This window comes from Streptomyces sp. NPDC002779 (assembly GCF_042888685.1).
Taxonomy (GTDB): Bacteria; Actinomycetota; Actinomycetes; order Streptomycetales; family Streptomycetaceae; genus Streptomyces.
In genome coordinates this window covers 375,813-402,168 of sequence record NZ_JBIAQC010000008.1, presented here as the reverse complement: position 1 = coordinate 402,168, position 26,356 = coordinate 375,813, and the positions used below count along the sequence as shown (strand labels likewise).

Here is a 26,356-nt window from a genome sequence, read left to right as displayed (position 1 = left end):
GCGTCAACGTCCTGTGGGCTCTGATCCGTGACCGACGGTGTTACGAAGTGACACCCCCAGCGACTACGGCAGCTTGACAACAGCATTAGGAAGCGACCAGTTCCTGGGTCTCGGTCCTCGGCTGGACCCGCGAGGTCCGGCGCAGCCACAGCACGTCCCGTCCGAACGACCACACCAGCGCCGCGAGAGCGGTGGCGACGACGCCGAGTCCGACGAGGTGCGGCAGCAGGCCCGAGGCCGCCAGCAGCAGGAACACGCCCTGGAGCGCGGCCACCGTCTTGCGGGCGGTGCTCGGCGGCAGCGGGGCGTTCAGCCACGGACACAGGCGGGCGGCGGCCACGAAGCCGTAGCGCATGCCGCCGATCAGCAGGACCCACGGGCCATGCGTCATCGAGACATGGACGCTGAGCACCAGGATCAGGAACGCGTCGACCTCCATGTCGAAGCGGGCGCCCAGCGCGGTGGAGGTGCCGGTGCGGCGGGCGACCTTGCCGTCGACGCCGTCGAGGATCAGGGCCACGGCCGTCAGACCGACCAGCAGGGTCAGCGGCGGCGGGCTCTGGAAGGAGTCCGCGACCAGGGCGGTGACCCCGCCGACCAGGATGGAACGGCCGAGGGTGACCCGGTTGGCGGGGCCGAAGGAACGCAGCCGGGAGCGGTGCAGGGCCCGGGAGAGCACCGCCCAGGTGGCGACGGCGAACGCGAGTCCGGTCAGCCAGCCCGCCGGCCCCATGCCGATCGCCGTGCCGAGCAGCGCCAGCACCAGGATCTGCACGCCCGCTCCGAGCGCCGTCTCCTGCTGGACCAGCCTCGCGTCATACGTGTTGTTCAGGGCCACCGAACATCCTCCGGCCGTGTGACAGAGTCGATCGACGCCGCGTACTGTGCGCGGCCTGTGCACACCTCGGTACGTGAACCACTTCCCGATCGTTCAGGAGGATGCGGATGACGCCACCCGCACGCGCGTTCTGGCTCAGCAGTCCGGGTGAAGGCGAGATCCGGGAGGTCACCCTTCCGGTCCCGGCCGAGGGGGAGGTGCTGGTCCGCGCCCTGTACTCCGGGGTGAGCCGCGGCACCGAGACCCTGGTCTTCCGCGGCGGCGTCCCCGAGAGCCAGCACGCGACGATGCGGGCGCCGTTCCAGGAGGGCGACTTCCCGGCGCCGGTGAAGTACGGCTACCTCAGCGTCGGGGAGGTCGAGCAGGGCCCCGCGGACCTCGTCGGCAGCACCGTCTTCTGCCTCTACCCGCACCAGACGCGGTACGTCGTCCCGGTCGGCGCCGTCACGCGGGTGCCCGCCGGCGTCCCCGCCGAACGGGCCGTCCTCGCCGGCACCGTGGAGACCGCCGTCAACGCGCTCTGGGACGCGGCGCCCCTGATCGGCGACCGGATCGCGGTGGTCGGCGGCGGCATGGTCGGCTGCTCGGTGGCCGCGCTGCTGGCCCGTTTCCCGGGCGTACGGGTGCAGTTGGTGGACGCCGATCCGGCGCGGGCGAAGACCGCCGAGGCGCTCGGCGTGGAGTTCGCGCTGCCGCGGGACGCGCGCGGGGAGTGCGACCTCGTCGTGCACGCCAGCGCCACCGAGCAGGGCCTCACCCGCTCGCTCGAACTGCTGTCCGCCGAAGGTACGGTCATCGAACTGAGCTGGTACGGCGACCGGCCCGTCACCCTGCCGCTCGGCGAGGCCTTCCACTCCCGCCGGCTCGTCATCCGCAGCAGCCAGGTCGGCACCGTCTCTCCGGCCCGCCCCGGCCGTACCTACGCCGACCGGCTCGCCCTCGCCCTCGAACTCCTCGCCGACCCGGCGCTCGACGCCCTCGTCACGGGCGAGAGCGCGTTCGAGGAGTTGCCTCAGGTGCTGCCGAGGCTCGCGTCCGGGGAGATTCCGGCGCTGTGTCACCGCGTGCGGTACGGGACGAGCGCCTGACCTGAGAAAAGAGTGAGAGTCGGCTGAACAACGGGAAGCGAAGAGCCGTACTACTCCACATCCCCGGCAACGATCAGCCGGGGGTCAGACGCGCCGCACCTGGAGGGTCGTCCGTTGTTCAGCATCACCGTCCGCGATCACATCATGATCGCCCACAGCTTCCGCGGCGAGGTCTTCGGACCCGCGCAGCGCCTCCACGGAGCGACATTCCTGGTGGACGCCACCTTCCGGCGCGCCCAGCTGGACGAGGACAACATCGTCGTCGACATCGGGCTTGCCACCCAGGAACTGGGCGCCGTCGTCGCCGAGTTGAACTACCGCAACCTCGACAACGAACCCGACTTCGCCGGGATCAACACCTCCACGGAGTTCCTGGCCAAGGTCATCGCCGACCGGCTCGCCGAGCGGGTGCACAAGGGGGCGCTCGGCGAGGGCGCCAAGGGCCTGACCGGCATCACCGTCACGCTGCACGAGTCGCATGTCGCGTGGGCGAGTTACGAGCGTGCCCTGTGACCGACCTGACGGTGGACCGGGCCCGGCTCGCCTACGTGCCCGTGCAGCATCCCGCCCTGAAGAACGCCGAGATCGTCCCCATGTCCCTGCGCTCCGTGCACTTCGTCCTGCCGGGCGGCGTCGACGACCCGGCCGCGCCGAGCGGCGGCAACGCCTACGACCGCCGGGTGAGTCTGGACCTGCCCGGCTTCGGCTGGCAGGTCCACCAGCACGCCGTGCCGGGCGAGTGGCCCCGGCCCGGCGCGGCGGCGCGGGCGGAACTCGCGCGGACACTCGGGGAGTTGCCGGACGGCACGGTGGTGCTGCTCGACGGGCTCGTCGCGTGCGGGGTGCCCGAGGTCGTCGTACCGGAGGCGGAGCGGCTGCGGATCGCGGTGCTGGTGCACCTTCCGCTGGGCGACGAGACGGGTCTGCCGGCCGAGGTCGCCGCCGAGCTGGACGCCCGCGAGCGTACGGTGCTGCGGGCGGTCCCGGCCGTGATCGCCACCTCCGACTGGGCGGTCCGGCGCCTGGTCTCCCACCATGGACTCGCCCCCGACCGGGTCCATGTCGCCGCCCCCGGCGCCGACATCGCCCCCCTGGCCTCCGGCACCGACGGCGTCTCCCGGCTGCTGTGCGTGGCCGCCGTGACGCCCCGCAAGGGACAGCACCGGCTGGTCGAGGCGCTGGCGGCGGTGACCGACCTGCCGTGGAGCTGCGTCTGCGTGGGCGGCCTCGGCCAGGACCCCGAGTACGTGGCGGGACTGCGGGCCCTGATCCGTGAGCACGGCCTTCAGGACCGGCTGGTGCTGGCGGGACCGCAGGCCGGCGCCGAACTCGACGCCAGCTACGCCGCCGCCGACCTGATGGTCCTCACCTCCTACGCCGAGACGTACGGCATGGCGGTGACCGAGGCGCTCGCGCGCGGCATCCCGGTACTGGCGACGGACGTCGGCGGGCTGCCCGAGGCGGTCGGCCGCGCCCCCGACGGCGGGGTGCCCGGCATCCTCGTCCCGCCCGAGGACCCCGCCGCCCTCGCCGCCGAACTGCGCGGCTGGTTCGGCGAGGCGGACGTACGACGACGCCTGAAGGCGGCCGCCCGGGGCCGCCGGGCCGCCCTCGACGGCTGGGCGACCACGGCCCGCAGCCTGGCCGCGGTACTGGGCCGGCTGCCGAACGAACCCAGGAGGGCGGCATGAGGGAAACGGCACCGACACAACGGCTGGGGCTCGGCACCGGCACGGCCGCGGACCGGGAAGACCCGGCCGACCCGCACATGACCTCTGCGGACGGCGGCCGCACCGCGGACCCCGTGGGGCCTGCGGAGGCGCCGCCGTCACCGGACGAGACGGAGTGGCTCGCGGTGCGGCCCGGGACGAGGGACGCGGCGGGCGAGGACCTGGTGATCCCCGGGGCGGGCCCCGGCGAACGTCCCACGCTCAAGCTGCGGGACTCCGGCCCGGAGGAACCCTCGCGCTACGCCCCCGAGTGGCTGGAACTGCGCGAAGGGCCCGACGGGGCCGCGCGGGCGGCCGAGCTGCTCGATCCGCTGCGGATCCGGCTCGCCGAACCGCCGGGCGGGGCCGACGGACTGGTCATCCACGACCTGGGCTGCGGCACCGGCTCGATGGGCCGCTGGCTCGCGCCCCGCCTCGCCGGCGCCCAGCACTGGATCCTGCACGACCGCGACCCCTACCTGCTGCACTTCGCCGCCGCCGCCTCCCCGCGCGCCGCCGTCGACGGCAGCCGGGTCACCGTCGAGACCCGCCGCGGCGACGTCGCCCGGCTCACCCCGGACAGCCTCGCCGGTGCCTCGCTGGTCACGGCGTCCGCGCTGCTCGACGTCCTCACCCGGGAGGAGGTCGAGACCCTCGTCGCCGCCTGCACCGGCGCCGGCTGCCCGGCGCTGCTGACCCTGTCGGTCGCGGGACGCGTGGAACTCAGCCCCGCCGACCCGCTCGACGGCGAGATCGCCGAGGCGTTCAACGCCCACCAGAAGCGCAACGACCTGCTCGGCCCGGACGCGATCACGGTGGCCTGCGAGGCGTTCTCCGCACGCGGCGCCACGGTCCGCGTCCATGCGAGCCCCTGGCGGCTCGGTCCCGGCGAGTCCGCGCTCACCGCGCAGTGGCTGCGCGGCTGGGTCGGCGCGGCCGTGGAACAGCGACCGGACCTGCGCGGACCGGCCGAACGCTACCTCCGCGAGCGGCTGGCGGCGTGTGCGGCGGGCGAGTTGCGGGTCGTGGTCCACCACAGCGACCTGCTGGCACTGCCCCGCACCGCGGACGGGGTCCACCACAGCGACCTGCCGGCACTGCCCCGCACGGCGGACGGGGCGACGGCATGAGCGCGGAGGCGGTGGGGGCGCTCGCCGTGCAGGTGCGCGCGGCGCCGAGGCCCACGTCCCTGTCGGTCCCGGTGGCCGCCATCGCCCCGCCCGCCGAGGCCCCCCGCTCGCGGCCGAGGAGCGGCACCCTGCGAGCCCACCTCGGCACGGCCGCGGGCCTCACCATCCTCGCCGTCCTCCTGTGGCGCCTGGGCACCGGAGCCTTCCTGGACGGGCTGCGCCGCATCGATGCGCCGGCTGTGCTCGCGGCCGTCGGCGTCGGGGCCGTGACCACCGTGTTCAGCGCCTGGCGCTGGCAGTTGGTGGCCCGCGGACTGCGGATCCGGCTGCCGCTCGGCGCTGCCGTCGCCGACTACTACCGCGCGCTGTTCCTGAACGCCGCCCTCCCCGGCGGTGTCCTGGGCGATGTGCACCGCGCGGTCCGGCACGGGCGCAGCGCCGGGGACCTCGGCCGAGGCGTCCGCTCGGTCGTGCTCGAACGGGCCGCCGGACAGCTCGCGTTGCTCCTGGTCGGAGCCGTCGTCCTGCTGACCCTGCCGTCCCCCGTGCACGACCGGGCCCGCCAGCTCGCGCCGCTGCTCGCGCTCGCCGCCCTCGGCGCGCTGGCGGTGCTCCTCGCCCTGCGGCTGAGCCGGCCGCCCTCCCGGCGCCGACGCGTCCTGCGCGAGGGCCTCGAAGGACTGCTGTCGCTCCGCAACTGGCCCGGGATCGCGGTGTCGTCGGCCGTCGTCCTGGCCGGACACCTCGCCACGTTCGTCCTCGCGGCCCGCGTCGCGGGCGCCACCGCCTCCGTCGCCGTCCTCCTGCCGCTGGGCGTGCTGGCCCTGCTGGCGATGAGCCTGCCGCTGAACGTCGGCGGCTGGGGACCCCGGGAAGGCGTCACCGCCTGGGCGTTCGGCGCCGCCGGGCTCGGCGCGGGCAGCGGACTCGCGGTCGCCGTGGTCTACGGCGTGCTGTGTCTGGCCGCGAGCCTGCCCGGTGCGCTGGTTCTGGTCGCGCGGCGCCGGTCCCCCTGCTCCGCGCCCAGCACGGAGAAATACGCGGCGAAGGAATCGGAAAGGCTCGCCAGCAGTTCCTTGCCCTTTTCCGCCGAACCCAGCGAAGGGCGGCCGATGACACCCGAATCGGTATAGGCGGACATACCGAGGGAGAGCAGATGGCGCCGGTCGTCCGCGACGAAATCGGAGGTCTCGTATCCGGGCCGCAGCATTTCCGGATGCGTATGCAGAAGGATGGAGGTCTCTATTTCCCCCGCGTGCATGTCGGTCAGCAGCGAGGTGGCGACCCCGGCCCGTTCCCGCGCCGATTCCCAGTCCTCCGCGGCCGGGAACAGCGCGATGCGCTCACCGCGCGCGGAGGATTCCTGAACGACGTTGCCCAGTACGTAGTTCCCGCCGTGTCCGTTGACCACCACCAGGGCCTCCACGCCCGAGCGGCGCAGCGATTCCGCTATGTCCCGGACGACCGCGTGAAGGGTCACCGAGGAGATGCTGACGGTCCCCGGCCACGCCGCGTGCTCGTGCGAGCAGGAGATCGTCACCGGAGGGAGGAGGTGCACCGGGTACGCGGCGGCGATCTCCCGTGCGACGGCGCAGGCGACGAGCGTGTCCGTGGCGAGCGGCAGGAAGGGGCCGTGCTGTTCGAAGCTCCCGACGGGAAGGACGGCCACCTGCCGTGCGACGCCCGCCCCGCGCGCCCGTACGTCCTCCGTGGTGTCCGCCGGCACCAGACCGTGTGCCGACCGTATTTCCGAACCACTCATCTTTTCACGGCCCTTCGTCTCTGCTGAGGAACCAGATCATGACAGAAAAAGTTGGCGTACTCGGAAAGAAGTCGCAGCAGCGCACCGGTGTGGAACGCGTGGTGAATGCGCCGTTGCCCACGGTGTACGGCCAATTCACCGCGGTCGGCTACCTGGACCACGATCGCGGTGACGAGCAAGTGGCCCTGGTCCATGGCGACATCGGCACCGAGGACGTGCTCACCCGGCTGCATTCGGAGTGCCTGACCGGGGACGCGTTCGGCTCCCAGCACTGCGAATGCGGCGACCAGCTGGCCTCGGCGCTGCGCGCGGTCGCCGCCGAAGGCCGGGGCGTGGTCGTCTACCTGAGAGGGCACGAGGGCCGGGGCATCGGACTGCTCGCCAAGCTGCGGGCGATGGCCCTCCAGGCGGAGGGCCTGGACACCGTGGAGGCGAACCTCGCCCTCGGACTGCCGGTCGACTCCCGCGACTACGGCGTCGCCGCCCGGATCCTGGACGACCTCGGGGTGCGCAGCGTGCGCCTGATGTCCAACAACCCCCGCAAGCGGGAGGCATTGCTGGAGCACGGCATCACCGTCGCCGAGCAGGTGCCGCTGCTCATCGCACCGTGCGAGAGCAACATCACCTACCTGCGCACCAAGCGGGAGCGCCTGGACCACCACCTGCCCCATCTGGACGCGGTGGCGCACTGGTCCTGATACGCACGAGGGCCGCCGGAGAGGAAAAGGATGTGACCGACGACCTCCTCTTCCTCTCCGGCGACCGGGTGACCCGCCGTGGGTGAGGTCATGCGCGACCTGCCCCTCGGCCGCGTACCCTTCGTGGACGTCAGCCCCTTGAGCGCCGACCGGTTCGCGGCCGACGCCCTGCGCCCGGAGGCCCACCGCGTATGACCGAACTCCATCTGTGGCTGCGACACGAGATCCGCTCCACCGAGCGGCGCACGCCGATCGTGCCGGCCGACGCGCGACGACTCGTCGAGAGCGGCATGACGGTGACCGTCGAGGAGTCCGTGCAGCGGATCTTCCCGGTCGAGGAGTACGAGCGGGCCGGCTGCCGGATCGCACCGGCGGGCTCCTGGGAATCGGCGCCGGAGGACGCCGTCGTCCTGGGACTGAAGGAACTCCCGGACGGACCAGAGCTGTTGATCCATCGGCATGTCTTCTTCGGGCACGCCTACAAGCGGCAGCCCGGCGCCGCCGCGCTGCTTCGCCGGTTCACCGCCGGGGGAGGGGCGCTGTACGACGTCGAATACCTGGTGGACGACGACGGGCGGCGGCTCGCCGCCTTCGGGTTCTGGGCCGGATACCTCGGCGCCGCCCTGGCCGTGCTCCAGCACCGGGGGCGGCTCGCGGTGCCACTGGTGCCGACCGCCAAGGAGGAGCTGGACGCCCTGCTGCGGGAAGGCGAGGAGTTCACCGCGCTGGTCATCGGCGCCCTGGGCCGCAGCGGCCGGGGTGCCTGCGAGGCCTTCCGGGCGGCCGGGGCCGAGCCGACCCGCTGGGACCTGGCCGAGACCCGCGCACTGGACCGGCCCGCCCTGCTCGCCCACGACGTCATGGTCAACGCCGTCCTCGCCGCCAGCCCCGTCCCGCCCTTCCTGCGGGACGCGGACCTTGACGACCCCGCCCGCCGGCTGCGCACCCTCTGCGATGTCACCTGCGACGTCGGCTCCCCCCTGAACGTCCTGCCGGTCTACGACCGCACCACCGACTGGACGGCCCCCGCCCGCCGGCTGCGCGAGCGGCGGCCCCTGGACCTGATCGCCATCGACAACCTGCCGTCCCTGCTGCCGAGGGAGTCCAGCACCGACTTCTCGGCGGCGCTGCTGCCCCAGCTGCTGCAGTTCGGGACGGGCGCGGCGTGGGTGCGCGGTCTGGGCCGGTTCCACCAGGCCTGCCGGGAAGCCGGAGTCGGGGAAGGGGAGGCCCGCCATGTCTGACCTGGTTCCCGCGAGCGGCACGGTCCACTGGGTCGGCGCAGGACTGTCCACCGGCAGCGGTCTCGCCCGGCTGTGCGAGACGGCCGAGCGGGTACGGCTGTGGCACCGCACCGAGGATCGCGCCGCCGACGCCCTGTCCCGGCGCGGCCTGACCGGACGCGCCGAGCCGCGCGCGTACACGCTCGCCGCGCTGACGGCCGGACTCGCGCCCGGCGACGTCGTCGTGTCGATGCTGCCCGCGCCCGAGCACGCCGGACTGCTGGCCGCCTGCGTGGCCCGGCGGGCCCACTTCGCGTGCTCCAGCTATGTGTCGGACGCCGTGCTGGCGCAGGTACCGGCGGCCACGGCGGCCGGTCTGGTCGTCCTCACCGAGGCGGGCCTCGACCCGGGCATCGACCATCTGTTCGCCCACTGCCTGGTCGCCCGCGCCCGGGAGGCGATCGGCGACGGTACGGCCGCCACGTACAGCCTGACCTCGTACTGCGGCGGAGTTCCCGCGGAGCCGAACGACTTCAGGTACCGCTTCAGCTGGGCGCCCTCGGGCGTCCTCAACGCCCTGCGCTCGCCCGCCCGTTACGTCGAGGACGGCGTCGAGACCACCGTGGAGCGGCCCTGGGAGGCGACCCGGCGGCACCTGGTCGAGGGGGAGGTGTTCGAGGTCTACCCCAACCGCGACAGCGTCCCCTTCATGGCCCAGTACGCGCTGCCGGAGCAGTGGAAGCCGCGCACCTTCGTCCGCGGCACCCTGCGGCTGGAGGGCTGGCTGCGCGCCTGGGAGCCCGTCTTCGCGGAGCTGAGGCGCGGCGACGACGAGCGCATCGCCGCCCTCGCCCGGGAGCTGGCCGACCGCCACCCCACCACGGACGCCGACCGGGACCGGGTCGTCCTCGCCGTCTCCCTCGACGTGCGCGGTGCGAACGCGCGGACCTGGAGCGGCAGTTTTCTGCTCGACCTGGTCGGTGACGAGGAGGAGAGCGCGATGGCCCGCTGTGTCTCGCGGCCCCTCGCGCTCGGCGTCCGCCACATCCTGGACGGCTCCCTGCCGCCGGGTCTGAGCCGGGCCGCCGAGACACCGGCCCGGTCGGACCGGTGGCTGCGTGAACTGGCCCTGGAGGGGCTGGGGTTCACCCTGGCGGTCAGTCGGTGACGGCCTCGTGCACCAGCCGTTTGAGGTCCTGGAACATGGTGTGGGACGTCTTCGGCCGTACCTGGGTCATGAACTGCACGGTGAGGTCGCGGGTCGGGTCGATCCAGAACGTCGTGGTCGCCACACCGCTCCAGCCGTAGGTGCCGAGCCCGGCCGGGTCCCGGGTGCGGGACGGGTCGATGACGACGGAGACGCCGAGGCCGAAGCCGACGCCGTCGTTGCCGGGCTCGTCGTGGGCGGGCCGGCTGCCGAAGGAGCGCAGGTCGGCGCCGTCGGGGAGGTGGTTGGAGGTCATCAGGTCGACCGTCCGAGGGGCGAGCAGGCGGACGCCGTCGAGTTCGCCGCGGCGGCGCAGCAGCTCCATGAACCGGTGGATGTCATGGGCGGAGGCGGCCAGGCCACCGCTGCCGGACAGGAACCGGGGGCGGCCGTGCCGCAGCGGAAGCCCGGGGATCGGAGTGATCCGGCCGTCGCCGGTCTCGCCGTACAACTCGGCGAGCCGGTCCCCTTGCGCGTCGGTCACCTGGAATCCGGCGTCGGTCATGCCGAGCGGGCCGAAGACGCGCTCGGCGAGGAACTCGTCCAGCGGCCGGCCGGAGACGACCTCGATGACCCGGCCGAGGACGTTGCTGGCGACCGAGTAGTTCCACTGCGTGCCCGGGTCGAACTGGAGCGGCAGGCTCGCGTACACGTCGACCGTCCCGGCCAGGTCCGAGCCCGGCAGCACCGCCGACTCCAGGTGGGCCTCGCGGTACAGGGCGTCCACCGGGTGGCAGTGGTAGAAGGCGAAGGTCAGGCCCGCGGTGTGGGTCATCAGATGGCGGATCAGCAGCGGACCGGCGGCCGGGCGGGTGCGGACATCCGGGCCGGAGCCCTCGACGTACACCCGCGGCTCGGCGAAGGCGGGCAGGTGGCGGCCCACCGGGTCGTCGAGCCCCAGCTTCCCCTCCTCCACCAGCAGCAACGCCGCCACCGCGGTGACCGGCTTGGTCATGGAGTAGATCCGCCACAGGGTGTCCGGCTCCACCGGCCGTCCGGCGGCCACGTCCCGCAGGCCGTGCGTGGTCAGGTGGGCGACGCGTCCACCCCGGGAGACGGCGACCAGGAAGCCGGGCAGCCGTCCTTCGTCGACGTAATGGGCGAAGTGCTGGTCGAGGCGGTCCAGTGCCTTCGGATCCAGACCGGCCTCGGCCGGTTCGACCTCTTGTCGCAGCAGTGCCATCGCTCTCCTCACGAATGCGGGCGCCGAGTGCTCCGGCATACCCAGCCGCGGCGGCCCGCGATCTTATCGTCGCGCAGGAACAGGTGTGCGGTCCTGTGGATCGCTGTGCTCGTCATCGGCCGAGGTGAAACGTCCGCGCGTGAGCGGCGGGCGGCCCGGCGCGGCGCGCGGGAATGTCCGGCACGGCCCGCCCGGTTACCGGGACATGACTCAGGACCGGACCGAAGAGGCCTTGCTGCCCTTGCTCTCCGAGGGACACGGCGGCGTGCTGGTGACCCTCAAGCGCGACGGCCGCCCCCAGCTGTCGAACGTCACCCACGCCTACGACCCGGACGAGCGGATCATCCGGGTCTCGATCACGGACGATCGCGCCAAGACCCGTAACCTGCGCCGGGATCCACGGGCGTCGTACCACGTGACCAGCGCCGACCGCTGGGCGTACACCGTCGCCGAGGGCACCGCCGACCTCACGCCCGTCGCCGGCGACCCGCACGACGGCACGGTCGAGGAACTCGTCCGGCTGTACCGGGACGTCCAGGGCGAACACCCCGACTGGGACGACTTCCGCGCCGCGATGGTCCGGGACCGCCGGCTCGTGCTGCGGCTGAGGGTGGAGCGGGTGTACGGAGTCCCAAAGCGCGGCTGAGCCGCCCTACCCGGTGAACCCGTGCTCGCGGGCACGCCACACCACCGCGAGCACGGGCACCAGCAGCGCCAGCACACTCCACGGGAACGCGGCCGCTCCGAACAGGCCGAGCAGCACCCCGCCGACCACCCCGCCCCCGGCCATCGCCGCGTTCCACAGGGTGACCAGCATCGCCTGCGCGGCGTCCGCCTGCTCGCCGCCGGCGTCGGCCACGGCGGTCTGCAGCAGCGTGGGCGCTCCGCCCCAGCCCAGGCCCCACAGCGCCGCGGCGGCGTAGACCAGCGGCGGCTGCTCCGCGAACCCCGCCAGCACCGCGGCGGCCACCCCGACCAGCACCACGCTCCCCAGGGTCAGTGCGCGCAGCCGCCGGTCGATGCGGGCGCCGACGATCCAGATGCTCAGCAGCGAGGTGCCGCCGAACACCAGCAGCACCAGGTCGGTCGAGCCGCCCATGCCGTACCGGTCCAGGAAGGTGGCGATGTAGGCGTACAGGACGGTGTGCGCGAGCACGAACACCAAGGTGACGAAGAGGACGGGGGCGACTCCGGGGAGGGCGAGCGCCGTGCGCACGGGGGCCCGGGTGCCGCTCTTCAGCCCGGGCCGGTCCGGGACCAGCAGGGCGATCCAGCCGAGCAGCGCGACGGTCACCGCGGTCATCAGCGCGAACGCCGTACGCCACCCCAAGACGTCGCCGAGATACGTGCCAGCGGGCACCCCGGCCGCCAGCGCCAGTGGGACGCCCGCCATGACGACGGCGACCGCCCTGCCCTGCACGGCGGACGGCACCAGCCGCCGGGCGTAACCGGCCAGCAACGCCCAGGCCAGGCCCGCCGCCACGCCCGCGACGAAACGGGCCGCCATGGTCAGCGGGTAGTTCCCCGACACGGCCGTGACGGTGTTGGCCAGCGCGAACCCCGCCATCGCCGCTAGGAGCAGCCGCTTGCGCCGCCAGTGCGCGGTGGCCGCGGACAGCGGGATCGCGGTCAGGGCGGTGCCGATGGCGTAGACGGTCACGGCCTGTCCCGCCGCGGACTCGCTCACCTTGAGATCCGAGCTCATCGCGGGGAGCAGACCCGCCGGAAGCGTCTCGGTGAGGCTGGTGACGAAGACGGCGGTGGCCAGGGCGAGCAGGGCGGGGAGGGGAAGGGCGGCGGGCGGGCGCAGTTCCTGAGTGGTGGTCATGGCGGGAGGATCGGGCCTGACACCGGTGTCAGGTTCAAGGGCGGCCGGGGCGCTTCCCGGCAGGGACCTAGGCCCCTGGGCGCAGGGCGGACGGCCGATGGTCCGGCGGGACCGGGCTGCCTAGGCTGCCGGAGGGATCAGGCAGCCAGGAGAAGAGGACCCATGCCCGTCGACGGCCGCAGTCACATCCGTATCGCCCGCCCCTCCCGGGACCTGGCCGCCGCCGAGCGGTTCTGGGGCGCGGGGCTGGGGCTCGGCGTCGTCTGGCGGACGGAGGGCGGGTCCGGACCAGGCGAGCACGATCTGCTGATGCTGGGCCGGCCCGACGCCGACTGGCATCTCGAACTCGTCCATGAGCCCGCCCGCCCCGTCGAGCCCCGGCCCACCGAGGAGGACCTGCTGGTGATCTACGTCGACGGACCGGTGCCGGAGGATCTCGTCGCGCGCCTGGAGGAGTGCGGCGGCAAGCGGGTCGCGTCGCCGAACCCGTACTGGAACCAGTGGGGTGTCACGGTCGAGGACCCCGACGGTTACCGGCTCGTCCTCTGCGAGCGGGGCTGGTCGAACGCCTGAGTCCCGAACCCCGGGGCCGCGCGGGCGACCGGGGTCCGGGGCACCTGGGTGGGCTCAGGCGGTCACGGTCTCCCGCTCGGCCGCCTTCTCGGGCGCCCGCTCGCCGAGCCGCTCCGTGGGGACCTTGTGGGTCTCGCGCGCGGAGAGCGCGGCGATGACCGGCGGGAGGCACAGGGCCGCCGTGAAGAGGCCGACCGCCGACCAGTCGTCGCCGTCCGGGCCCGCGATCTGCGCGGCGAAGGTCACCGCGAACCCGGCGACCGCGAAGCCGATCTGGGTGCCGATCGCCATGCCGGACAGCCGGACCCGGGTCGTGAACATCTCGCCGTAGAAGGACGGCCAGACACCGTTCGCGGCGCTGTAGACGACACCGAAGGTGACGATGCCGAGGAGCAGGGTCAGCGGGTAGTTGCCCGTCGAGATCGACCACAGGTAGAGGAACATCATCACCGCGCTGCCGGCCGCGCCGATCAGGAACACCGGGCGGCGGCCGATGCGGTCCGAGAGCGTGGCCCACAGCGGGATCGCGGCCAGCGCGACCAGGTTCGCCAGCGCGCCCACCCACAGCATCGAGGAGCGGCTCATCCCGACGGAGTCGCTCGTCGCGTACGCCAGCGCCCACACCGTGAAGATCGTGCTCACCGAAGCGACCAGCGCGCAGGCCACCACCCGCAGCACATCCGCCCAGTGCTCGCGCACCAGCACCACCAGCGGCAGCTTGACCACGCCTTCCGTCGCCGCCTGCTGCGCGAAGGCCGGGGTCTCGTCCAGCTTGCGGCGGATGACATAGCCGACCACGGCGACCGCGATGCTCATCCAGAACGGCACCCGCCAGCCCCACGACAGCAGTTGGTCCTCGGGGAGCGCGGCGATCGGTATGAAGACGAGGGTGGCGAGCAGCTGGCCGCCCTGGGTGCCGCTGAGGGTGAAGCTGGTGAAGAAGCCGCGCCGGTTCGGTGGCGCGTGTTCCAGGGTCATCGAGTTCGCGCTGGCCTGCTCGCCGGCCGCGGAGATGCCCTGGAGGACCCGGCAGAGCACCAGCAGCACCGGGGCGAGCGTGCCGACCTGGTCCCGGGTGGGCAGACAGCCGATCAGGAACGTCGACACACCCATCAGGATCAGCGTGAAGACCATGATCTTCTTACGGCCGAGGCGGTCGCCGTAGTGGCCGAGGAAGAGCGCGCCGACCGGGCGGGCGGCGTACGCCACACCGAAGGTGGCCAGCGACAGCAGGGTCGCGGTGGCCGGGTCGGACTCGTCGAAGAAGACCTCGGGGAAGATCAGTGCGGCCGCGCTGCCGTAGATGAAGAAGTCGTAGTACTCCAGCGCGCTGCCGATCCATGCGGCGGTCGCGGCTTTCTTCGGCTGCCCGGGCGGGGCGGCGGGGGTGGGGACGGACACGGCGGCTCCTTTGAGGGAACTCCAACGTAAGGGGAGTGAGCGGCGGGGAGAGGGGGCCGGATCTTCGGCTAATTAACCCACTGGATAGTTAGTCCCGGTGGGAAGGGATGTTGCGCCCGCGTTTCCCGCGTGTCAAGGGGTCCTGCCGTACGAACTCGCGCCGCGTCCGGTTCCCCGGGTCAGTCCGCTGCGCGCTCCGCCGTGAGGTAGGCGATCACCATGTCGCCGAGCATGGTCCGGTAGTGCTCGCGCTGGGCGGGGTCGACGAGGTCCCGGCCGAACAGGGCGCCGAAGGTGTGCCGGTTGGCGACCCGGAAGAAGCAGAAGGAGCTGATCATCGCGTGCAGGTCCACCGCGTCGACGTCGGCCGTGAACAGGCCGGACTCCTGGCCCGCCGCCAGGATGCGGCGGATCACGTCCAGCGCCGGCGAGCCGATCCGGCCCAGCTTCTCGGAGCCGGCGATGTGCTCGGCGCCGTGGATGTTCTCGATGCTGACCAGGCGGATGAAGTCCGGGTGCGCCTCGTGGTGGTCGAAGGTCACCTCCGCCAGCCGCCGGATGGCCGCCACGGGGTCCAGATGCTCGACGTCGAGCTGCTGCTCGGCCTCCCGGATCACGCCGTACGCCCGCTCCAGCACGGCCGTGAACAGCTGTTCCTTGCCGCCGAAGTAGTAGTAGATCATCCGCTTCGTGGTCCGGGTGCGGGCGGCGATCTCGTCCACCCGGGCGCCGTCGTAACCGGCGCGCGCGAACTCCTGGGTCGCCACGTCGAGGATCTCGGCCTGGGTGCGGGCGGCGTCACGGATGCGTCCGCCGCGCCGTGCCTCTTCGTCGACGCTGGTCATCGGGTTCCTTCGGGCGAGGGACAGGTGTCGCGATTGTAAGAGCTGGGCCCGGACCACTTCCTCCGACCGTGGGAGGAGTGCTATGACTAACGTACTAGTTCGTACATTAATTGCCTGGAGGTCCGCGGTGCCCAAGGACTCGTATCTCGTCGGACTGATCGGTTCCGGTATCGGACCCTCCCTCAGCCCCGCCCTCCATGAGCGCGAGGCCGACCGGCAGGGCCTGCGGTATCTGTACCGGCTGATCGACCTCGACGTCCTCGGCGCCCCGCCGGAGCGGGTCGGCGACCTGGTGCGGGCCGCCCGCGAGCTCGGCTTCGACGGGCTCAACATCACCCACCCGTGCAAGCAGCTCGTCATCGAGCATCTCGACGCGCTGTCCCCGCAGGCCCAGGCGCTCGGCGCGGTCAACACCGTCGTCTTCGACGGCGGCCGGGCCGTCGGCCACAACACCGACGTCACCGGCTTCGCCGCGTCCTTCGCGCGCGGCCTGCCCGACGCCCCGCTGGAGCGGGTGGTCCAGCTCGGCGCGGGCGGTGCGGGGGCGGCCGTGGCGCACGCCACCCTCACGCTCGGCGCCGAGCGCGTCACCGTCGTCGACGCGCTGCCCGAGCGGGCGGCCGGCCTCGCCGCCTCCCTGAACCGGCACTTCGGCGAGGGACGCGCCGTCCCCGCGGCGCCCGACCGGCTCGCCGGGCTCCTGAGCGCGGCCGACGGCATCGTGCACGCCACGCCCACCGGCATGGCCGCCCACCCCGGGCTGCCCTTCCCCGCCGAGCTGCTGCACCCCGGGCTGTGGGTCGCCGAAGTGGTCTACCGGCCGCTGGAGACCGAGCTGCTGCGCGCCGCCCGGGCGCGGGGCTGCGCCACCCTCGACGGCGGCGGCATGGCCGTCTTCCAGGCCGTGGACGCGTTCCGCCTGTTCACCGGGCGGGAACCCGACAGCGCCCGCATGCTCGCGGAGTTCGCCGAGCTGACCGACGTCATGGCCGCACCCAAGTAGGCCGTTCCCCAACTCCCGCGGCAAGTCCCGCTTGAAGAGAGGTACCGACGTGCGTACGTCCATCGCCACCGTCTCCCTGAGCGGATCCCTCACCGAGAAGCTCACCGCCGCGGCCCGGGCCGGCTTCGACGGCGTCGAGATCTTCGAGAACGATCTGCTGGCCAGCCCGCTGACCCCCGAGGAGATCCGCGCCCGCTGCGCCGACCTGGGTCTGACCATCGACCTGTACCAGCCGATGCGGGACATCGAGGCCGTGCCCGAGGACGTCTTCGCCCGCAATCTGCGCCGCGCCCGGCACAAGTTCGAGCTGATGCGCCGGATCGGCGCCGACACCGTGCTCGTCTGCTCCAGCGTCTCCCCGGACGCGGTGGACGACGACGCGCTCGCCGCGGCGCAGCTGAGCCGGCTGGCCGACCTGGCCGAGGAGTCCGGCGTCCGGATCGCCTACGAGGCGCTGGCCTGGGGGCGTCACGTCAGCACGTACGACCACGCCTGGCGCATCGTCGAGCAGGCCGGGCACCCGGCGCTGGGTACCTGCCTGGACAGCTTCCACATCCTGTCCCGGGGCTCCGATCCGAAGGGCATCGAGGACATCCCCGGCGAGAAGATCTTCTTCCTGCAACTGGCCGACGCCCCGCTGCTCGGCATGGACGTCCTGCAGTGGAGCCGCCACCACCGCTGCTTCCCCGGCCAGGGCGGCTTCGACGTCACCGGGCTCGTCCGGCACGTGCTGCGCACCGGATACGACGGACCCCTCTCGCTGGAGGTCTTCAACGACGTCGTCCGGCAGGCAGAGGCGGGCCCCACCGCCGTGGACGGCCGGCGCTCGCTGCTCCTCCTCCAGGAGTCGTTGGGCCTGGCCGCCCCGCCCGCGCCCGTCGTCCCCACCGGGATCGCCTTCGCCGAACTCCTCACTCCCGACGCCGAACCCGTCTCCGCTGTTCTCTCCGCCCTGGGCTTCGCCCGCACCGCGCGTCACCGCAGCAAGCCGGTCGACCTGTGGCAGCAGGGCGAGGCGCGGATCCTGGTCAACACCGGCGGCGCCGCCCGCCGGGAGAGCGTCCAGCTCGCCGCCGTCGGCCTGCGGTCCCCCGATCCCGCGGGCGCCGCCCGCCGCGCCGAGGCCCTGCTCGCCCCGGTCCTGCCGCGCCGCCGCGCCCCCGAGGACGCGGCCCTGGACGCGGTGGCGGCCCCCGACGGCACCGAACTGTTCTTCTGCGGCCCGGCTTCCGACTGGCGGGGCGACTTCGAGGACGTGCCGCACACCCCCACGGCCACCGCCGTGACCGGCGTCGACCACCTCGCGCTCACCCAGCCCTGGCACCACTTCGACGAGGCGACCCTCTTCCACCGGGCCGTCCTCGGCCTGCACGCCCAGCCCAGCGTGGACGTCGCCGACCCCTACGGACTGCTGCGCAGCCGCGCTGTCACCACCCCCGACGGCAGCGTGCGGATCGCGCTGACCGTGGGCGCCGCACCGGGCGACGACACGGTGCACGCCCAGCACATCGCGCTCGCCACGGACGACGTGGTCGCGGCGGCGCGCCGCTTCCGCGCGGCGGGCGGCCGGCCGCTGCCGGTCCCCGCGAACTACTACGACGACCTGGCGGCCCGCTTCGACTTCACCGAGGGCGAGTTGGAGACCTACCGCGACCTCGGCATCCTCTACGACCGCGATGCCGGCGGCGCCTTCCGGCACTGCTACACGCAGACCGTCGGCCGCGTCTTCTTCGAACTCGTCCAGCGCGATCCCGGCTACCGGGGCTACGGCGCCCAGAACGCGCCGGTGCGGCTGGCCGCGCAGCACGCCGCACGGGCGGTCACTGGCGGCTGACGGTGCGGGTGACGCCGGCCAGGATCGTCGTGGCGAGGATCCAGCCCGCCAGGACCAGGACGTACGACAGCCACTGGGACCAGCCCTGCGGCGCGTAGGCCGCCTCCTGGCCGAAGGAGATGACCGGCACCAGCAGGTCCAGGGCGAAGAACACCGGGTTGAAGTCCGGCGCCTCGGCCGGCTTGAGCGCGGGCGGCCGGTCCAGCGCGAAGGCGACCGAGCCGACGGCGAGCAGGGACAGCAGCCAGCCGAAGGCGCGCAGCGGCCGGAAGCCGTAGCCGACGGCCAGGTCCTGCACGTGACCCCACAGCCGTCCGTACCAGGGCAGGGTCGTGCGATGGCGGCGCTGCTTGGCGAGCTGGACCAGGCGGGCGGCGTGGTCGTCGCCGCTGCGCCGGTAGGCGGCGGTCAACTGCTCGTAGCCGTGGGGGTCGTAGGTGTTGCCGTCGCGGGCCAGCATCGGCAGCCGCCGCCGCACGGGCTCGTGCGGGGTGAGGAAGGTGTAGGTGAGATCCAGGATCCGTACCTCGTCCGGCAGCATCTCCGGCTCCAGGTCGAGCTGTTCGATCTGGGCGCGGCGCAGGTTGAGGCGGCCCACGATCTGCGGGCCCTCGCGCAACCAGAGTTCGCCGATGACGACGCTGCTGGCGCGCAGTGCGGTGTTGCCCGGGTGGGACAGGGTCGTCCGCAGCAGATCGAGGCGCCCCGGTATGCGGGCGCCGCGCAGGTCGATCCGGCCCTCGGCGCGCAGCCGCCGCCCGAGCACATGGGCGCCGACGTCCAGCGACTCGGCGTCGAGCGCGGTGCCGCCGGGGTGGCTCAGCCGGGCGTCCTCCAGGTTGACCGAACCGGCGACCCGGGCCCCGCTGAGCCGGATCCCGCCCTCGGTACGCAGTCCGGGCGCGCACAGCTCGTCCTCGACGGTGACCTGGTTGAGCCGCAGGACGGGCCGCTCATGGTCGGCGGCCGTGAGTTCCGCGCGCTCCAGGAACAGCGCTCCGGCGATCTGGGCGCCGCCGAGGTGGACCGGGCCGCTGAACCGGCAGCCGGTGAGCCGCAGGCTGCCGTCCACCCGGATACGGGCCCCGGACAGGCCCGGCAGCACGGAGTCGCTGAGGTTGAGATAGCCCAGCTGGGCGCCGGACAGATCGGGAGCGGTGTCGAAGTGACAGTGGCTCAGCCGGACGACGCAGTCCACGGTCGCGTACCGCAGGTCCAGTACGCCCGTGACGTACGCGCCCGCGACCTTGACCGCGGCGATCTCGCCGATCTCGCGGGGGCCGTTGAGCAGCAGGGCCCGCAACACCCGGGCCCGCACCGTGCGTTCGGGGCCCCGGTCGTCGCCGTCGGTCCGGAAGTCCACTTCCGTGCCCGTGGCGAAGGCCCGCCAGACGCGCTGTTCGGCCGGTGTCAGATCGTTGATCTCCATCAGCCGCGACTCTGGCGGGCCTCCTGGGCGGTGTCAAACTCCTGGGGCCGTGCGTTCCATTCCGCGATGACCGGCTGGAACAGCCGCCCCTCGGCGGGCGGGAGAACCCGGCACCTGTGCCGTCAGCACGCGCAGGAAGTGGGCGTGCGCGACGAGGACGGCGTCCCCGTCAGGCAGTGCCTCGTCCACGCGGGCCGGCACCCGGTCGGGCCGCCGCCCCACCTCGGCCGGAGACTCGCCGGGGTGCCCGGCCGGGCCGGGCGGGACGCCGTCCGTCCACAGGTGCCAGTCCGGCCGGGTGCGGTGGATGTCGACCGTCGTCATGCCCTCGTAGCCGCCGTGGTCCCACTCGTGCAGGTCGTCGCAGAGCAACGCCCCCATGAAGTCCGCGAGTTCGGCGGTGCGCCGGGCCCGGCGTGGGGGGGCACCTCCCACGCCCTTCAGGCAGTGGGGGAGGACCAGGAGGAGATCCCCCACCGCCGCGCCTACTTCGCGGACTCGACGGCGTGGCCGCCGAACTGGTTGCGCAGCGCCGCGATCATCTTCATCTGCGGGGAGTCCTCCTGGCGGGAGGCGAACCGGGCGAAGAGGGAGGCGGTGATCGCGGGCAGCGGCACGGCGTTGTCGATGGCGGCTTCCACGGTCCAGCGGCCCTCGCCGGAGTCCTCCGCGTAGCCGCGCAGCTTGTCCAGGTGCTCGTCCTCGTCGAGGGCGTTGACCGCGAGGTCCAGCAGCCAGGAGCGGATGACGGTGCCCTCCTGCCAGGAGCGGAAGACCTCCCGCACGTCGGTGACGGAGTCGACCTTCTCCAGCAGCTCCCAGCCCTCGGCGTAGGCCTGCATCATGGCGTACTCGATGCCGTTGTGGACCATCTTCGCGAAGTGCCCGGCGCCGACCTTGCCCGCGTGGACATAGCCGTACGGCCCGTCCGGCTTGAGCGCGTCGAAGACCGGCTGGACCTTCGCCACGTGCTCGGGATCGCCGCCGACCATCAGGGCGTAGCCGTTCTCCAGGCCCCAGACGCCGCCGGAGACACCGGCGTCGACGAAGCCGATGCCCTTCTCGCCGAGTTCGCGGGCGTGCTTCTCGTCGTCCGACCAGCGGGAGTTGCCGCCGTCCACCACGATGTCGCCCGGGGACAGGAGCTGTCCCAGCTCGTCCACGACGGACTGGGTGACGGGCCCGGCCGGGACCATCACCCAGACCACGCGCGGTCCTTCGAGCCGGTCGACCAGTTCGCCGAGGGAGGCGACGTCGGAGAGGTCCGGGTTGCGGTCGTACCCGATGACGGTGTGGCCGGCACGGCGGATCCGCTCGCGCATGTTGCCGCCCATCTTGCCGAGGCCGATGAGTCCGAGCTGCATCGATGTCATGTCAGTGCACTTCCTTCAGTTCACGGTAGGCGGCCACGAGGGCAGCGGTGGAGGAGTCGAGGCCGGGGACGTCGGCGCCGTCGGTGAGGGCGGGCTCGACGCGCTTGGCGAGGACCTTGCCGAGTTCGACGCCCCACTGGTCGAAGGAGTCGATGTTCCACACCGCGCCCTGGACGAACACCTTGTGCTCGTAGAGGGCGATCAGCTGGCCGAGCACCGACGGGGTCAGTTCCCGGGCGAGGATCGTGGTCGTCGGGTGGTTGCCGCGGAAGGTGCGGTGCGGCACCTGCTCCTCGGCCACGCCCTCCGCGCGGACCTCCTCGGCGGTCTTGCCGAAGGCGAGCGCCTGTCCCTGCGCGAACAGGTTGGCCATCAACAGGTCGTGCTGCGCCTTGAGTTCGTCGCTCAGCTCGCCGACCGGACGGGCGAATCCGATGAAGTCGGCCGGGATGAGCTTGGTGCCCTGGTGGATCAACTGGTAGTAGGCGTGCTGCCCGTTGGTGCCGGGCGTGCCCCACACCACGGGCCCGGTCTGCCAGTCCACGGGGCGCCCGTCGCGGTCCACCGACTTGCCGTTGGACTCCATGTCGAGCTGCTGGAGGTAGGCGGTGAACCTGGACAGGTAGTGGCTGTAGGGCAGTACCGCGTGCGACTGGGCGCCGAAGAAGTTGCCGTACCAGATGCCCAGCAGGCCGAGGAGCAGCGGGGCGTTGGCCTCGGCGGGGGCGGTGCGGAAGTGGTCGTCGACGATGCGGAAACCGTCCAGCAGTTCCCGGAAGCGGTCGGGGCCGATGGCGATCATCAGGGACAGGCCGATCGCGGAGTCGAACGAGTAGCGTCCGCCGACCCAGTCCCAGAACTCGAACATGTTGTCCGGGTCGATACCGAACCCGGTGACCTTCTCCGCGTTCGTCGACAGGGCGACGAAGTGGCGGGCGACCGCCTTCTCCTCGCCGTCGAGCCCGGCCAGCAGCCAGGAGCGCGCCGAGGTGGCGTTGGTGATCGTCTCGATGGTGGTGAAGGTCTTCGAGGCGACGATGAACAGCGTCTCCGCCGGATCCAGGTCGCGCACGGCCTCGTGCAGGTCGGCGCCGTCGACGTTGGACACGAACCGGAAGGCCAGCTCCCTGTCCGTGTACGGCCGCAGCACCTCGTACGCCATCGCCGGGCCGAGGTCGGAGCCGCCGATGCCGATGTTGACGACGTTCCGGATGCGCTTGCCGGTGTGTCCGGTCCAGGCGCCGGAGCGGACCCGGTCGGCGAAGTCGCTCATCCGGTCCAGGACGGTGTGCACGCCCGGCACGACGTTCTCGCCGTCGACCTCGATGACCGCGCCCCGGGGGGCGCGCAGCGCGGTGTGCAGCACCGCCCGGTCCTCGGTGAGGTTGATGCGGTCACCGCGGAACATCGCGTCGCGCAGCCCGAACACATCGGTGGCGGTGGCCAGTTCCTGGAGCAGGGCGAGCGTCTCGTCGGTGACGAGGTGCTTGGAGTAGTCGATGCGCAGATCGCCCACGCGCACCACATAGCGGTCCGCGCGCTCGGGGTCCGCGGTGAACAGGTCCCGCAGATGGGCGTGCCACTCGGCGCGGTGGTCCTCCAGGGCGGTCCACTCAGGCCGCCGGGTGAGCCTCGGGAAGTCAGACATGGGAAAGGGGCTCCTTGCCCGCCTCGCCCCGCAGGGCGACGGCGTACATCTCGTCCGCGTCGAGGCGCCGCAGCTCCTCGGCGATGAGTTCGGAGGTGGTGCGGACCTTCAGCGCGAGGGTGCGCGGGGGCTGGCCGGGCAGCGAGAGCGTGGCCAGCGGGCCCTCGGGGCGGTCGATGACGATGTCGCCGTTCGCGGTGCCGAGGCGTACGGCGGTGACCACGGGTCCCGCGGTGACGACCCGGTCGATCGTCACCCGCAGCCGCGCCTCGAGCCAGCGCGCGAGGAGTTCCGCGGCCGGGTTGTCGGCCTCGGCCTCCACGGCTCCCGAGAGGATCGGCACCCGGGCCTGGTCCAGGGCCGCGGCCAGCATCGAGCGCCACGGGGTGAGCCGGGTCCAGGCCAGGTCGGTGTCGCCGGGCGCGTAGGAGCGGACCCTGGTCTCCATGACCGCGAAGGGGTTCTCCACCGCGTACAGGTCGGTGATCCGGCGCTGTGCCAGCGCGCCCAGCGGGTCCTTGGCGGGGTTGTCGGGCCCTCCCACCGGCCACCACACGACCACCGGGGCGTCCGGCAGCAGCAGCGGCAGGACGACGGAGTCGGCGTGCTCGGACACCTCGCCGTAGGTGCGCAGGATCACCGTCTCGCCGGTGCCCGCGTCGGCGCCCACCCGGACCTCGGCGTCGAGCCGGGAGGCGGTGCGCTCGCGGGGGGTGCGGGCGTGCCGTTTGATGACGACCAGGGTGCGCGAAGGGTGCTCGTGCGAGGCTTCCTCGGCCGCCTTGATCGCGTCGTAGGCGTTCTCCTCGTCCGTGACGATCACCATCGTCAGGACCATGCCCACGGCGGGGGTGCCGATGGCGCGGCGGCCCTGCACAAGGGCCTTGTTGATCTTGCTTGCCGTGGTGTCGGTCAGGTCGATCTTCATGGCCTGCGCCAGCTCCGTCCGTCTCGTGCGAGCATCTCGTCGGCTTCGTCGGGTCCCCAGCTGCCCGAGGCGTACTGCGCCGGCTTGCCGTTCCGCGCCCAGTACTCCTCGATGGGGTCGAGGATCTTCCAGGACTCTTCCACTTCCTGGTGACGGGGGAACAAATTGGCGTCGCCGAGCAGGACGTCCAGGATGAGGCGCTCGTACGCCTCCGGGCTGGACTCGGTGAACGACTCGCCGTAGGCGAAGTCCATCGTCACGTCCCGGATCTCCATGGAGGTGCCGGGCACCTTGGAGCCGAAGCGGACCGTGATCCCCTCGTCCGGCTGGACGCGGATCACGATCGCGTTCTTGCCCAGCTCCTCCGTCGCGGTGCGGTCGAAGGGGGAGTGCGGCGCCTGCTGGAAGACCACCGCGATCTCGGTGACCCGGCGGCCGAGCCGCTTTCCGGTGCGCAGGTAGAAGGGGACGCCCGCCCAGCGGCGGTTGTCGACCTGCAGCTTGATCGCGGCGTACGTGTCGGTGGTGGAGGCCGGGTCGATGCCGTCCTCCTGGAGGTAGCCGCGGACCTTCTCGCCGCCCTGCCAGGCGGGCGCGTACTGCGCGCGCACGGTGTGCCGGCCCAGGTCCTCCGGGATCTTCACGGCCTTGAGGACCTTCAGCTTCTCCGTCAGCAGCGAACCGGCGTCGAAGGAGGCGGGCTCCTCCATCGCGGTGAGCGCCATCAGCTGGAGCAGGTGGTTCTGGATGACGTCACGGGCGGCGCCGATGCCGTCGTAGTAGCCCGCCCGGCCGCCGATGCCGATGTCCTCGGCCATCGTGATCTGCACATGGTCCACGAAGGACCGGTTCCAGATCGGCTCGAACATCGTGTTGGCGAAGCGCAGCGCCAGGATGTTCTGGACGGTCTCCTTGCCCAGGTAGTGGTCGATCCGGAAGACCTGCTCCGGGTCGAACACGTCGTGCACGATCGCGTTCAGCTCGCGGGCGCTGCCCAGGTCGTGGCCGAACGGCTTCTCGATGACCGCCCGGCGCCACGATCCCTCCGGCCCGTCGGCGAGCCCGTGCTTCTTCAGCTGCTGGACGACCTTCGGGAAGAACTTCGGCGGCACCGACAGGTAGAAGGCGTAGTTGCCGCTGGTGCCCCGGGAGGCGTCCAACTCCTCGACGGCGGAGCGCAGTTGCTTGAACGCCTGGTCGTCGTCGAAGTCGCCCGGGATGAACCGCATGCCCTCGGCGAGCTGCTGCCAGACCTCCTCGCGGAAGGGGGTGCGGGAGTGTTCGCGGACGGCGTCGTGCACGACCTGCGCGAAGTCCTGGTCCTCCCAGTCCCGGCGGGCGAACCCGACGAGGGAGAAGCCCGGCGGCAGCAGACCGCGGTTGGCGAGGTCGTAGACGGCCGGCATCAGCTTCTTGCGGGACAGGTCGCCGGTCACGCCGAAGATGACGAGGCCGGAGGGGCCGGCGATCCGCGGCAGGCGCCGGTCGCCGGCGTCGCGCAGCGGGTTGGTCCAGTCGGTGGTCATTCCGCGTCCACTCCCTTGCTGTCCAGGGACTTGGCGACCGCGTCCAGCAGTTCCTGCCAGGCGGCCTCGAACTTGGCGACGCCCTCGTCCTCCAGCTTGGTGACGACCTCGTCGTAGGAGATGCCGAGGCGTTCCACGGCCTGAAGGTCGGCACGGGCCTGGGCGTAGCCGCCGGTGACGGTGTCGCCGGTGATGTCGCCGTGGTCGGCGGTGGCGTTCAGGGTGCCCTCCGGCATGGTGTTGACCGTGCCGGGCGCGACCAGGTCGTCGACGTAGAGGGTGTCCTTGTACGCCGGGTCCTTCACGCCGGTCGACGCCCACAGCGGGCGCTGCCGGTTGGCGTGCGCGCTCGCCGACTTCGCCCAGCGGTCGGAGGAGAAGACCTCCTCGTACGCCTGGTAGGCGAGGCGGGCGTTGGCGAGGGCCGCCCTGCCCTTCAGGGCGAGCGCCTCGTCGGTGCCGAGCACGGTCAGCCGCTTGTCGATCTCGCTGTCGACCCGGGAGACGAAGAACGAGGCGACGGAGTGGATGGCCGACAGGTCCAGGCCCCGCTCGGCGGCCTTCTCCAGGCCCAGCAGATAGGCGTCCATGACCTCGCGGTAGCGCTCCAGCGAGAAGATCAGCGTGACGTTGACGCTGATGCCCTGGGCGAGGGCCGCGGTGATGGCCGGCAGGCCCGCCCGGGTCGCGGGGATCTTGATCATGACGTTGGGGCGGTCGACCAGCCAGGCGAGCTGTCTGGCCTCGGCGACGGTGGCCGCGGTGTCGTGGGCGAACCGCGGGTCGACCTCGATGGAGACCCAGCCGTCCCGGCCGCCGGTCCCGTCGTACACCGGGCGCAGGACGTCGGCGGCGGCGCGCACATCGGCGGTCGTCATCATCCGTACGGCCTCGTCGACCGTGACCCCGCGGACGGCGAGGTCGGCCAGCTGCTCCTCGTACCCCTCGCCGCTGCCGATCGCGGCCTGGAAGATGGACGGGTTGGTGGTGACACCCACCACGTGCTTGGTGGCGACGAGTTCGGCGAGGTTGCCGGAGGCGATCCGCTTGCGGGACAGGTCGTCCAACCAGATGGAGACGCCCTCGTCGGAGAGGCGCTTGAGTGCTGCGGTCACTGTGATCATCTTCTT

At 72.5% G+C, this 26,356-nt stretch carries 23 protein-coding genes and 3 pseudogenes; 13 read left to right on the top strand and 13 right to left on the bottom strand.

What is annotated here, in order from left to right:
- Window positions 1–85 precede the first annotated feature (85 nt).
- Window positions 86–838, bottom strand: a complete 753-nt coding sequence (locus tag ACFYW5_RS24565) for a CDP-alcohol phosphatidyltransferase family protein (RefSeq protein WP_389419211.1) — start codon at window positions 836–838, stop codon at window positions 86–88.
- Between the two features lie 107 nt (window positions 839–945).
- Between ACFYW5_RS24565 and ACFYW5_RS24560 the strand changes: the two genes are divergently transcribed.
- The 5 genes and pseudogenes from ACFYW5_RS24560 to ACFYW5_RS24540 all read left to right on the top strand — a co-directional run.
- Complete coding sequence (locus ACFYW5_RS24560; protein ID WP_389419210.1) at window positions 946–1,926, top strand: zinc-binding alcohol dehydrogenase; 981 nt, start codon at window positions 946–948, stop codon at window positions 1,924–1,926.
- A 114-nt stretch (window positions 1,927–2,040) separates the two neighbouring features.
- Entirely contained in the window at window positions 2,041–2,439 is a 399-nt protein-coding gene (locus ACFYW5_RS24555; RefSeq protein ID WP_389419209.1) for a 6-pyruvoyl tetrahydropterin synthase family protein, read from the top strand.
- Window positions 2,436–3,617: a glycosyltransferase family 4 protein gene (locus ACFYW5_RS24550; RefSeq protein WP_389419208.1), complete on the top strand. Its 1,182-nt coding sequence runs from the start codon at window positions 2,436–2,438 to the stop codon at window positions 3,615–3,617. The genes ACFYW5_RS24555 and ACFYW5_RS24550 overlap by 4 nt, the downstream gene beginning before the upstream one ends.
- 77 nt (window positions 3,618–3,694) lie before the next feature.
- A complete protein-coding gene (locus ACFYW5_RS24545) occupies window positions 3,695–4,765 on the top strand; it encodes a methyltransferase domain-containing protein (protein ID WP_389419226.1) in 1,071 nt (356 codons plus the stop codon).
- Window positions 4,762–5,667, top strand: a pseudogene (locus ACFYW5_RS24540) (lysylphosphatidylglycerol synthase transmembrane domain-containing protein); the annotation flags it as partial. The gene ACFYW5_RS24545 and the pseudogene ACFYW5_RS24540, both read left to right, overlap by 4 nt.
- 41 nt (window positions 5,668–5,708) lie before the next feature.
- Here ACFYW5_RS24540 and ACFYW5_RS24535 read toward each other — a convergent pair.
- Window positions 5,709–6,527, bottom strand: coding sequence for a creatininase family protein (locus ACFYW5_RS24535; RefSeq protein WP_389419207.1), 819 nt, complete (start codon window positions 6,525–6,527; stop codon window positions 5,709–5,711).
- A 38-nt stretch (window positions 6,528–6,565) separates the two neighbouring features.
- Here ACFYW5_RS24535 and ribA point away from each other — a divergent pair, with 38 nt between their 5' ends.
- From ribA to ACFYW5_RS24515, 4 genes and pseudogenes are all read left to right on the top strand, one after another.
- A complete protein-coding gene (gene ribA, locus ACFYW5_RS24530) occupies window positions 6,566–7,225 on the top strand; it encodes a GTP cyclohydrolase II (RefSeq protein WP_389419206.1) in 660 nt (219 codons plus the stop codon).
- A 72-nt stretch (window positions 7,226–7,297) separates the two neighbouring features.
- A pseudogene (locus ACFYW5_RS24525) lies at window positions 7,298–7,420 on the top strand (sarcosine oxidase subunit beta); the annotation flags it as partial.
- On the top strand, window positions 7,417–8,469 hold the full coding sequence (locus tag ACFYW5_RS24520) for a saccharopine dehydrogenase (protein ID WP_389419205.1): 1,053 nt from the start codon (window positions 7,417–7,419) through the stop codon (window positions 8,467–8,469). The pseudogene ACFYW5_RS24525 and the gene ACFYW5_RS24520, both read left to right, overlap by 4 nt.
- Entirely contained in the window at window positions 8,462–9,616 is a 1,155-nt protein-coding gene (locus ACFYW5_RS24515) for a saccharopine dehydrogenase family protein (RefSeq protein WP_389419204.1), read from the top strand. The genes ACFYW5_RS24520 and ACFYW5_RS24515 overlap by 8 nt, the downstream gene beginning before the upstream one ends.
- On the opposite strand, the gene ACFYW5_RS24510 is transcribed toward ACFYW5_RS24515, so the two are convergent.
- Window positions 9,606–10,838 carry a serine hydrolase domain-containing protein gene (locus tag ACFYW5_RS24510; protein WP_389419203.1) on the bottom strand — a complete coding sequence of 411 codons (1,233 nt, stop codon included), beginning with the start codon at window positions 10,836–10,838 and terminating at the stop codon, window positions 9,606–9,608. The two genes, ACFYW5_RS24515 and ACFYW5_RS24510, sit on opposite strands and share 11 nt — an antisense overlap.
- Window positions 10,839–11,043: 205 nt before the next feature.
- Here ACFYW5_RS24510 and ACFYW5_RS24505 point away from each other — a divergent pair, with 205 nt between their 5' ends.
- Window positions 11,044–11,484 (top strand): PPOX class F420-dependent oxidoreductase, encoded by a 441-nt coding sequence (locus ACFYW5_RS24505; RefSeq protein ID WP_389419202.1) that lies wholly within the window; start codon window positions 11,044–11,046, stop codon window positions 11,482–11,484.
- 6 nt (window positions 11,485–11,490) lie between these two features.
- Here ACFYW5_RS24505 and ACFYW5_RS24500 read toward each other — a convergent pair whose 3' ends face one another.
- Window positions 11,491–12,666 (bottom strand): MFS transporter, encoded by a 1,176-nt coding sequence (locus ACFYW5_RS24500; protein WP_389419201.1) that lies wholly within the window; start codon window positions 12,664–12,666, stop codon window positions 11,491–11,493.
- Window positions 12,667–12,828: 162 nt separating this feature from the next.
- Between ACFYW5_RS24500 and ACFYW5_RS24495 the strand changes: the two genes are divergently transcribed.
- Window positions 12,829–13,239, top strand: coding sequence for a VOC family protein (locus ACFYW5_RS24495; protein WP_389419200.1), 411 nt, complete (start codon window positions 12,829–12,831; stop codon window positions 13,237–13,239).
- 54 nt (window positions 13,240–13,293) lie between these two features.
- On the opposite strand, the gene ACFYW5_RS24490 is transcribed toward ACFYW5_RS24495, so the two are convergent.
- Window positions 13,294–14,640 carry an MFS transporter gene (locus tag ACFYW5_RS24490; RefSeq protein ID WP_389419199.1) on the bottom strand — a complete coding sequence of 449 codons (1,347 nt, stop codon included), beginning with the start codon at window positions 14,638–14,640 and terminating at the stop codon, window positions 13,294–13,296.
- Window positions 14,641–14,819: 179 nt separating this feature from the next.
- The gene (locus ACFYW5_RS24485) at window positions 14,820–15,485 is read right to left on the bottom strand and encodes a TetR/AcrR family transcriptional regulator (protein ID WP_389419198.1); all 666 of its coding nucleotides are present in this window, start codon (window positions 15,483–15,485) and stop codon (window positions 14,820–14,822) included.
- 127 nt (window positions 15,486–15,612) lie between these two features.
- Between ACFYW5_RS24485 and ACFYW5_RS24480 the strand changes: the two genes are divergently transcribed.
- Together ACFYW5_RS24480 and ACFYW5_RS24475 are read left to right on the top strand one after the other, a co-directional pair.
- Window positions 15,613–16,488, top strand: coding sequence for a shikimate dehydrogenase (locus ACFYW5_RS24480; protein ID WP_389419197.1), 876 nt, complete (start codon window positions 15,613–15,615; stop codon window positions 16,486–16,488).
- Window positions 16,489–16,537: 49 nt separating this feature from the next.
- Window positions 16,538–18,322 carry a bifunctional sugar phosphate isomerase/epimerase/4-hydroxyphenylpyruvate dioxygenase family protein gene (locus ACFYW5_RS24475; RefSeq protein ID WP_389419196.1) on the top strand — a complete coding sequence of 595 codons (1,785 nt, stop codon included), beginning with the start codon at window positions 16,538–16,540 and terminating at the stop codon, window positions 18,320–18,322.
- On the opposite strand, the gene ACFYW5_RS24470 is transcribed toward ACFYW5_RS24475, so the two are convergent.
- The 7 genes and pseudogenes from ACFYW5_RS24470 to tal all read right to left on the bottom strand — a co-directional run bounded on the left by ACFYW5_RS24470 (window position 18,309) and on the right by tal (window position 26,350).
- On the bottom strand, window positions 18,309–19,751 hold the full coding sequence (locus ACFYW5_RS24470) for a membrane-associated oxidoreductase (protein ID WP_389419195.1): 1,443 nt from the start codon (window positions 19,749–19,751) through the stop codon (window positions 18,309–18,311). The genes ACFYW5_RS24475 and ACFYW5_RS24470 overlap by 14 nt on opposite strands.
- Window positions 19,751–20,177: pseudogene (locus ACFYW5_RS24465) on the bottom strand (histidine phosphatase family protein); the annotation flags it as partial. The gene ACFYW5_RS24470 and the pseudogene ACFYW5_RS24465, both read right to left, overlap by 1 nt.
- A 59-nt stretch (window positions 20,178–20,236) precedes the next feature.
- Entirely contained in the window at window positions 20,237–21,115 is an 879-nt protein-coding gene (gene gnd / locus ACFYW5_RS24460; RefSeq protein ID WP_389419225.1) for a phosphogluconate dehydrogenase (NAD(+)-dependent, decarboxylating), read from the bottom strand.
- Between the two features lie 10 nt (window positions 21,116–21,125).
- Entirely contained in the window at window positions 21,126–22,772 is a 1,647-nt protein-coding gene (gene pgi / locus ACFYW5_RS24455; protein ID WP_389419194.1) for a glucose-6-phosphate isomerase, read from the bottom strand.
- Window positions 22,765–23,700, bottom strand: a complete 936-nt coding sequence (gene opcA / locus ACFYW5_RS24450; protein WP_389419193.1) for a glucose-6-phosphate dehydrogenase assembly protein OpcA — start codon at window positions 23,698–23,700, stop codon at window positions 22,765–22,767. The genes pgi and opcA overlap by 8 nt, the downstream gene beginning before the upstream one ends.
- Complete coding sequence (gene zwf / locus ACFYW5_RS24445; protein WP_389419192.1) at window positions 23,697–25,226, bottom strand: glucose-6-phosphate dehydrogenase; 1,530 nt, start codon at window positions 25,224–25,226, stop codon at window positions 23,697–23,699. The genes opcA and zwf overlap by 4 nt, the downstream gene beginning before the upstream one ends.
- A complete protein-coding gene (gene tal / locus ACFYW5_RS24440; protein WP_389419191.1) occupies window positions 25,223–26,350 on the bottom strand; it encodes a transaldolase in 1,128 nt (375 codons plus the stop codon). Before tal ends, zwf begins: the two co-directional genes overlap by 4 nt.
- Window positions 26,351–26,356: the final 6 nt, after the last annotated feature.

What these genes read in the sequence shown, in the direction of transcription:
- ACFYW5_RS24560 (WP_389419210.1), top strand. Translation starts at nt 946, where the DNA reads ATGACGCCACCCGCACGCGCGTTCTGGCTCAGCAGTCCGGGTGAAGGC.
- ACFYW5_RS24545 (WP_389419226.1), top strand. Translation starts at nt 3,695, where the DNA reads ATGACCTCTGCGGACGGCGGCCGCACCGCGGACCCCGTGGGGCCTGCG.
- ACFYW5_RS24535 (WP_389419207.1), bottom strand. Translation starts at nt 6,527, where the DNA reads ATGAGTGGTTCGGAAATACGGTCGGCACACGGTCTGGTGCCGGCGGAC.
- ribA (WP_389419206.1), top strand. Translation starts at nt 6,566, where the DNA reads ATGACAGAAAAAGTTGGCGTACTCGGAAAGAAGTCGCAGCAGCGCACC.
- ACFYW5_RS24520 (WP_389419205.1), top strand. Translation starts at nt 7,417, where the DNA reads ATGACCGAACTCCATCTGTGGCTGCGACACGAGATCCGCTCCACCGAG.
- ACFYW5_RS24515 (WP_389419204.1), top strand. Translation starts at nt 8,462, where the DNA reads ATGTCTGACCTGGTTCCCGCGAGCGGCACGGTCCACTGGGTCGGCGCA.
- ACFYW5_RS24510 (WP_389419203.1), bottom strand. Translation starts at nt 10,838, where the DNA reads ATGGCACTGCTGCGACAAGAGGTCGAACCGGCCGAGGCCGGTCTGGAT.
- ACFYW5_RS24505 (WP_389419202.1), top strand. Translation starts at nt 11,044, where the DNA reads ATGACTCAGGACCGGACCGAAGAGGCCTTGCTGCCCTTGCTCTCCGAG.
- ACFYW5_RS24500 (WP_389419201.1), bottom strand. Translation starts at nt 12,666, where the DNA reads ATGACCACCACTCAGGAACTGCGCCCGCCCGCCGCCCTTCCCCTCCCC.
- ACFYW5_RS24495 (WP_389419200.1), top strand. Translation starts at nt 12,829, where the DNA reads ATGCCCGTCGACGGCCGCAGTCACATCCGTATCGCCCGCCCCTCCCGG.
- ACFYW5_RS24485 (WP_389419198.1), bottom strand. Translation starts at nt 15,485, where the DNA reads ATGACCAGCGTCGACGAAGAGGCACGGCGCGGCGGACGCATCCGTGAC.
- ACFYW5_RS24470 (WP_389419195.1), bottom strand. Translation starts at nt 19,751, where the DNA reads ATGGAGATCAACGATCTGACACCGGCCGAACAGCGCGTCTGGCGGGCC.
- gnd (WP_389419225.1), bottom strand. Translation starts at nt 21,115, where the DNA reads ATGCAGCTCGGACTCATCGGCCTCGGCAAGATGGGCGGCAACATGCGC.
- pgi (WP_389419194.1), bottom strand. Translation starts at nt 22,772, where the DNA reads ATGTCTGACTTCCCGAGGCTCACCCGGCGGCCTGAGTGGACCGCCCTG.
- opcA (WP_389419193.1), bottom strand. Translation starts at nt 23,700, where the DNA reads ATGAAGATCGACCTGACCGACACCACGGCAAGCAAGATCAACAAGGCC.
- zwf (WP_389419192.1), bottom strand. Translation starts at nt 25,226, where the DNA reads ATGACCACCGACTGGACCAACCCGCTGCGCGACGCCGGCGACCGGCGC.
- tal (WP_389419191.1), bottom strand. Translation starts at nt 26,350, where the DNA reads ATGATCACAGTGACCGCAGCACTCAAGCGCCTCTCCGACGAGGGCGTC.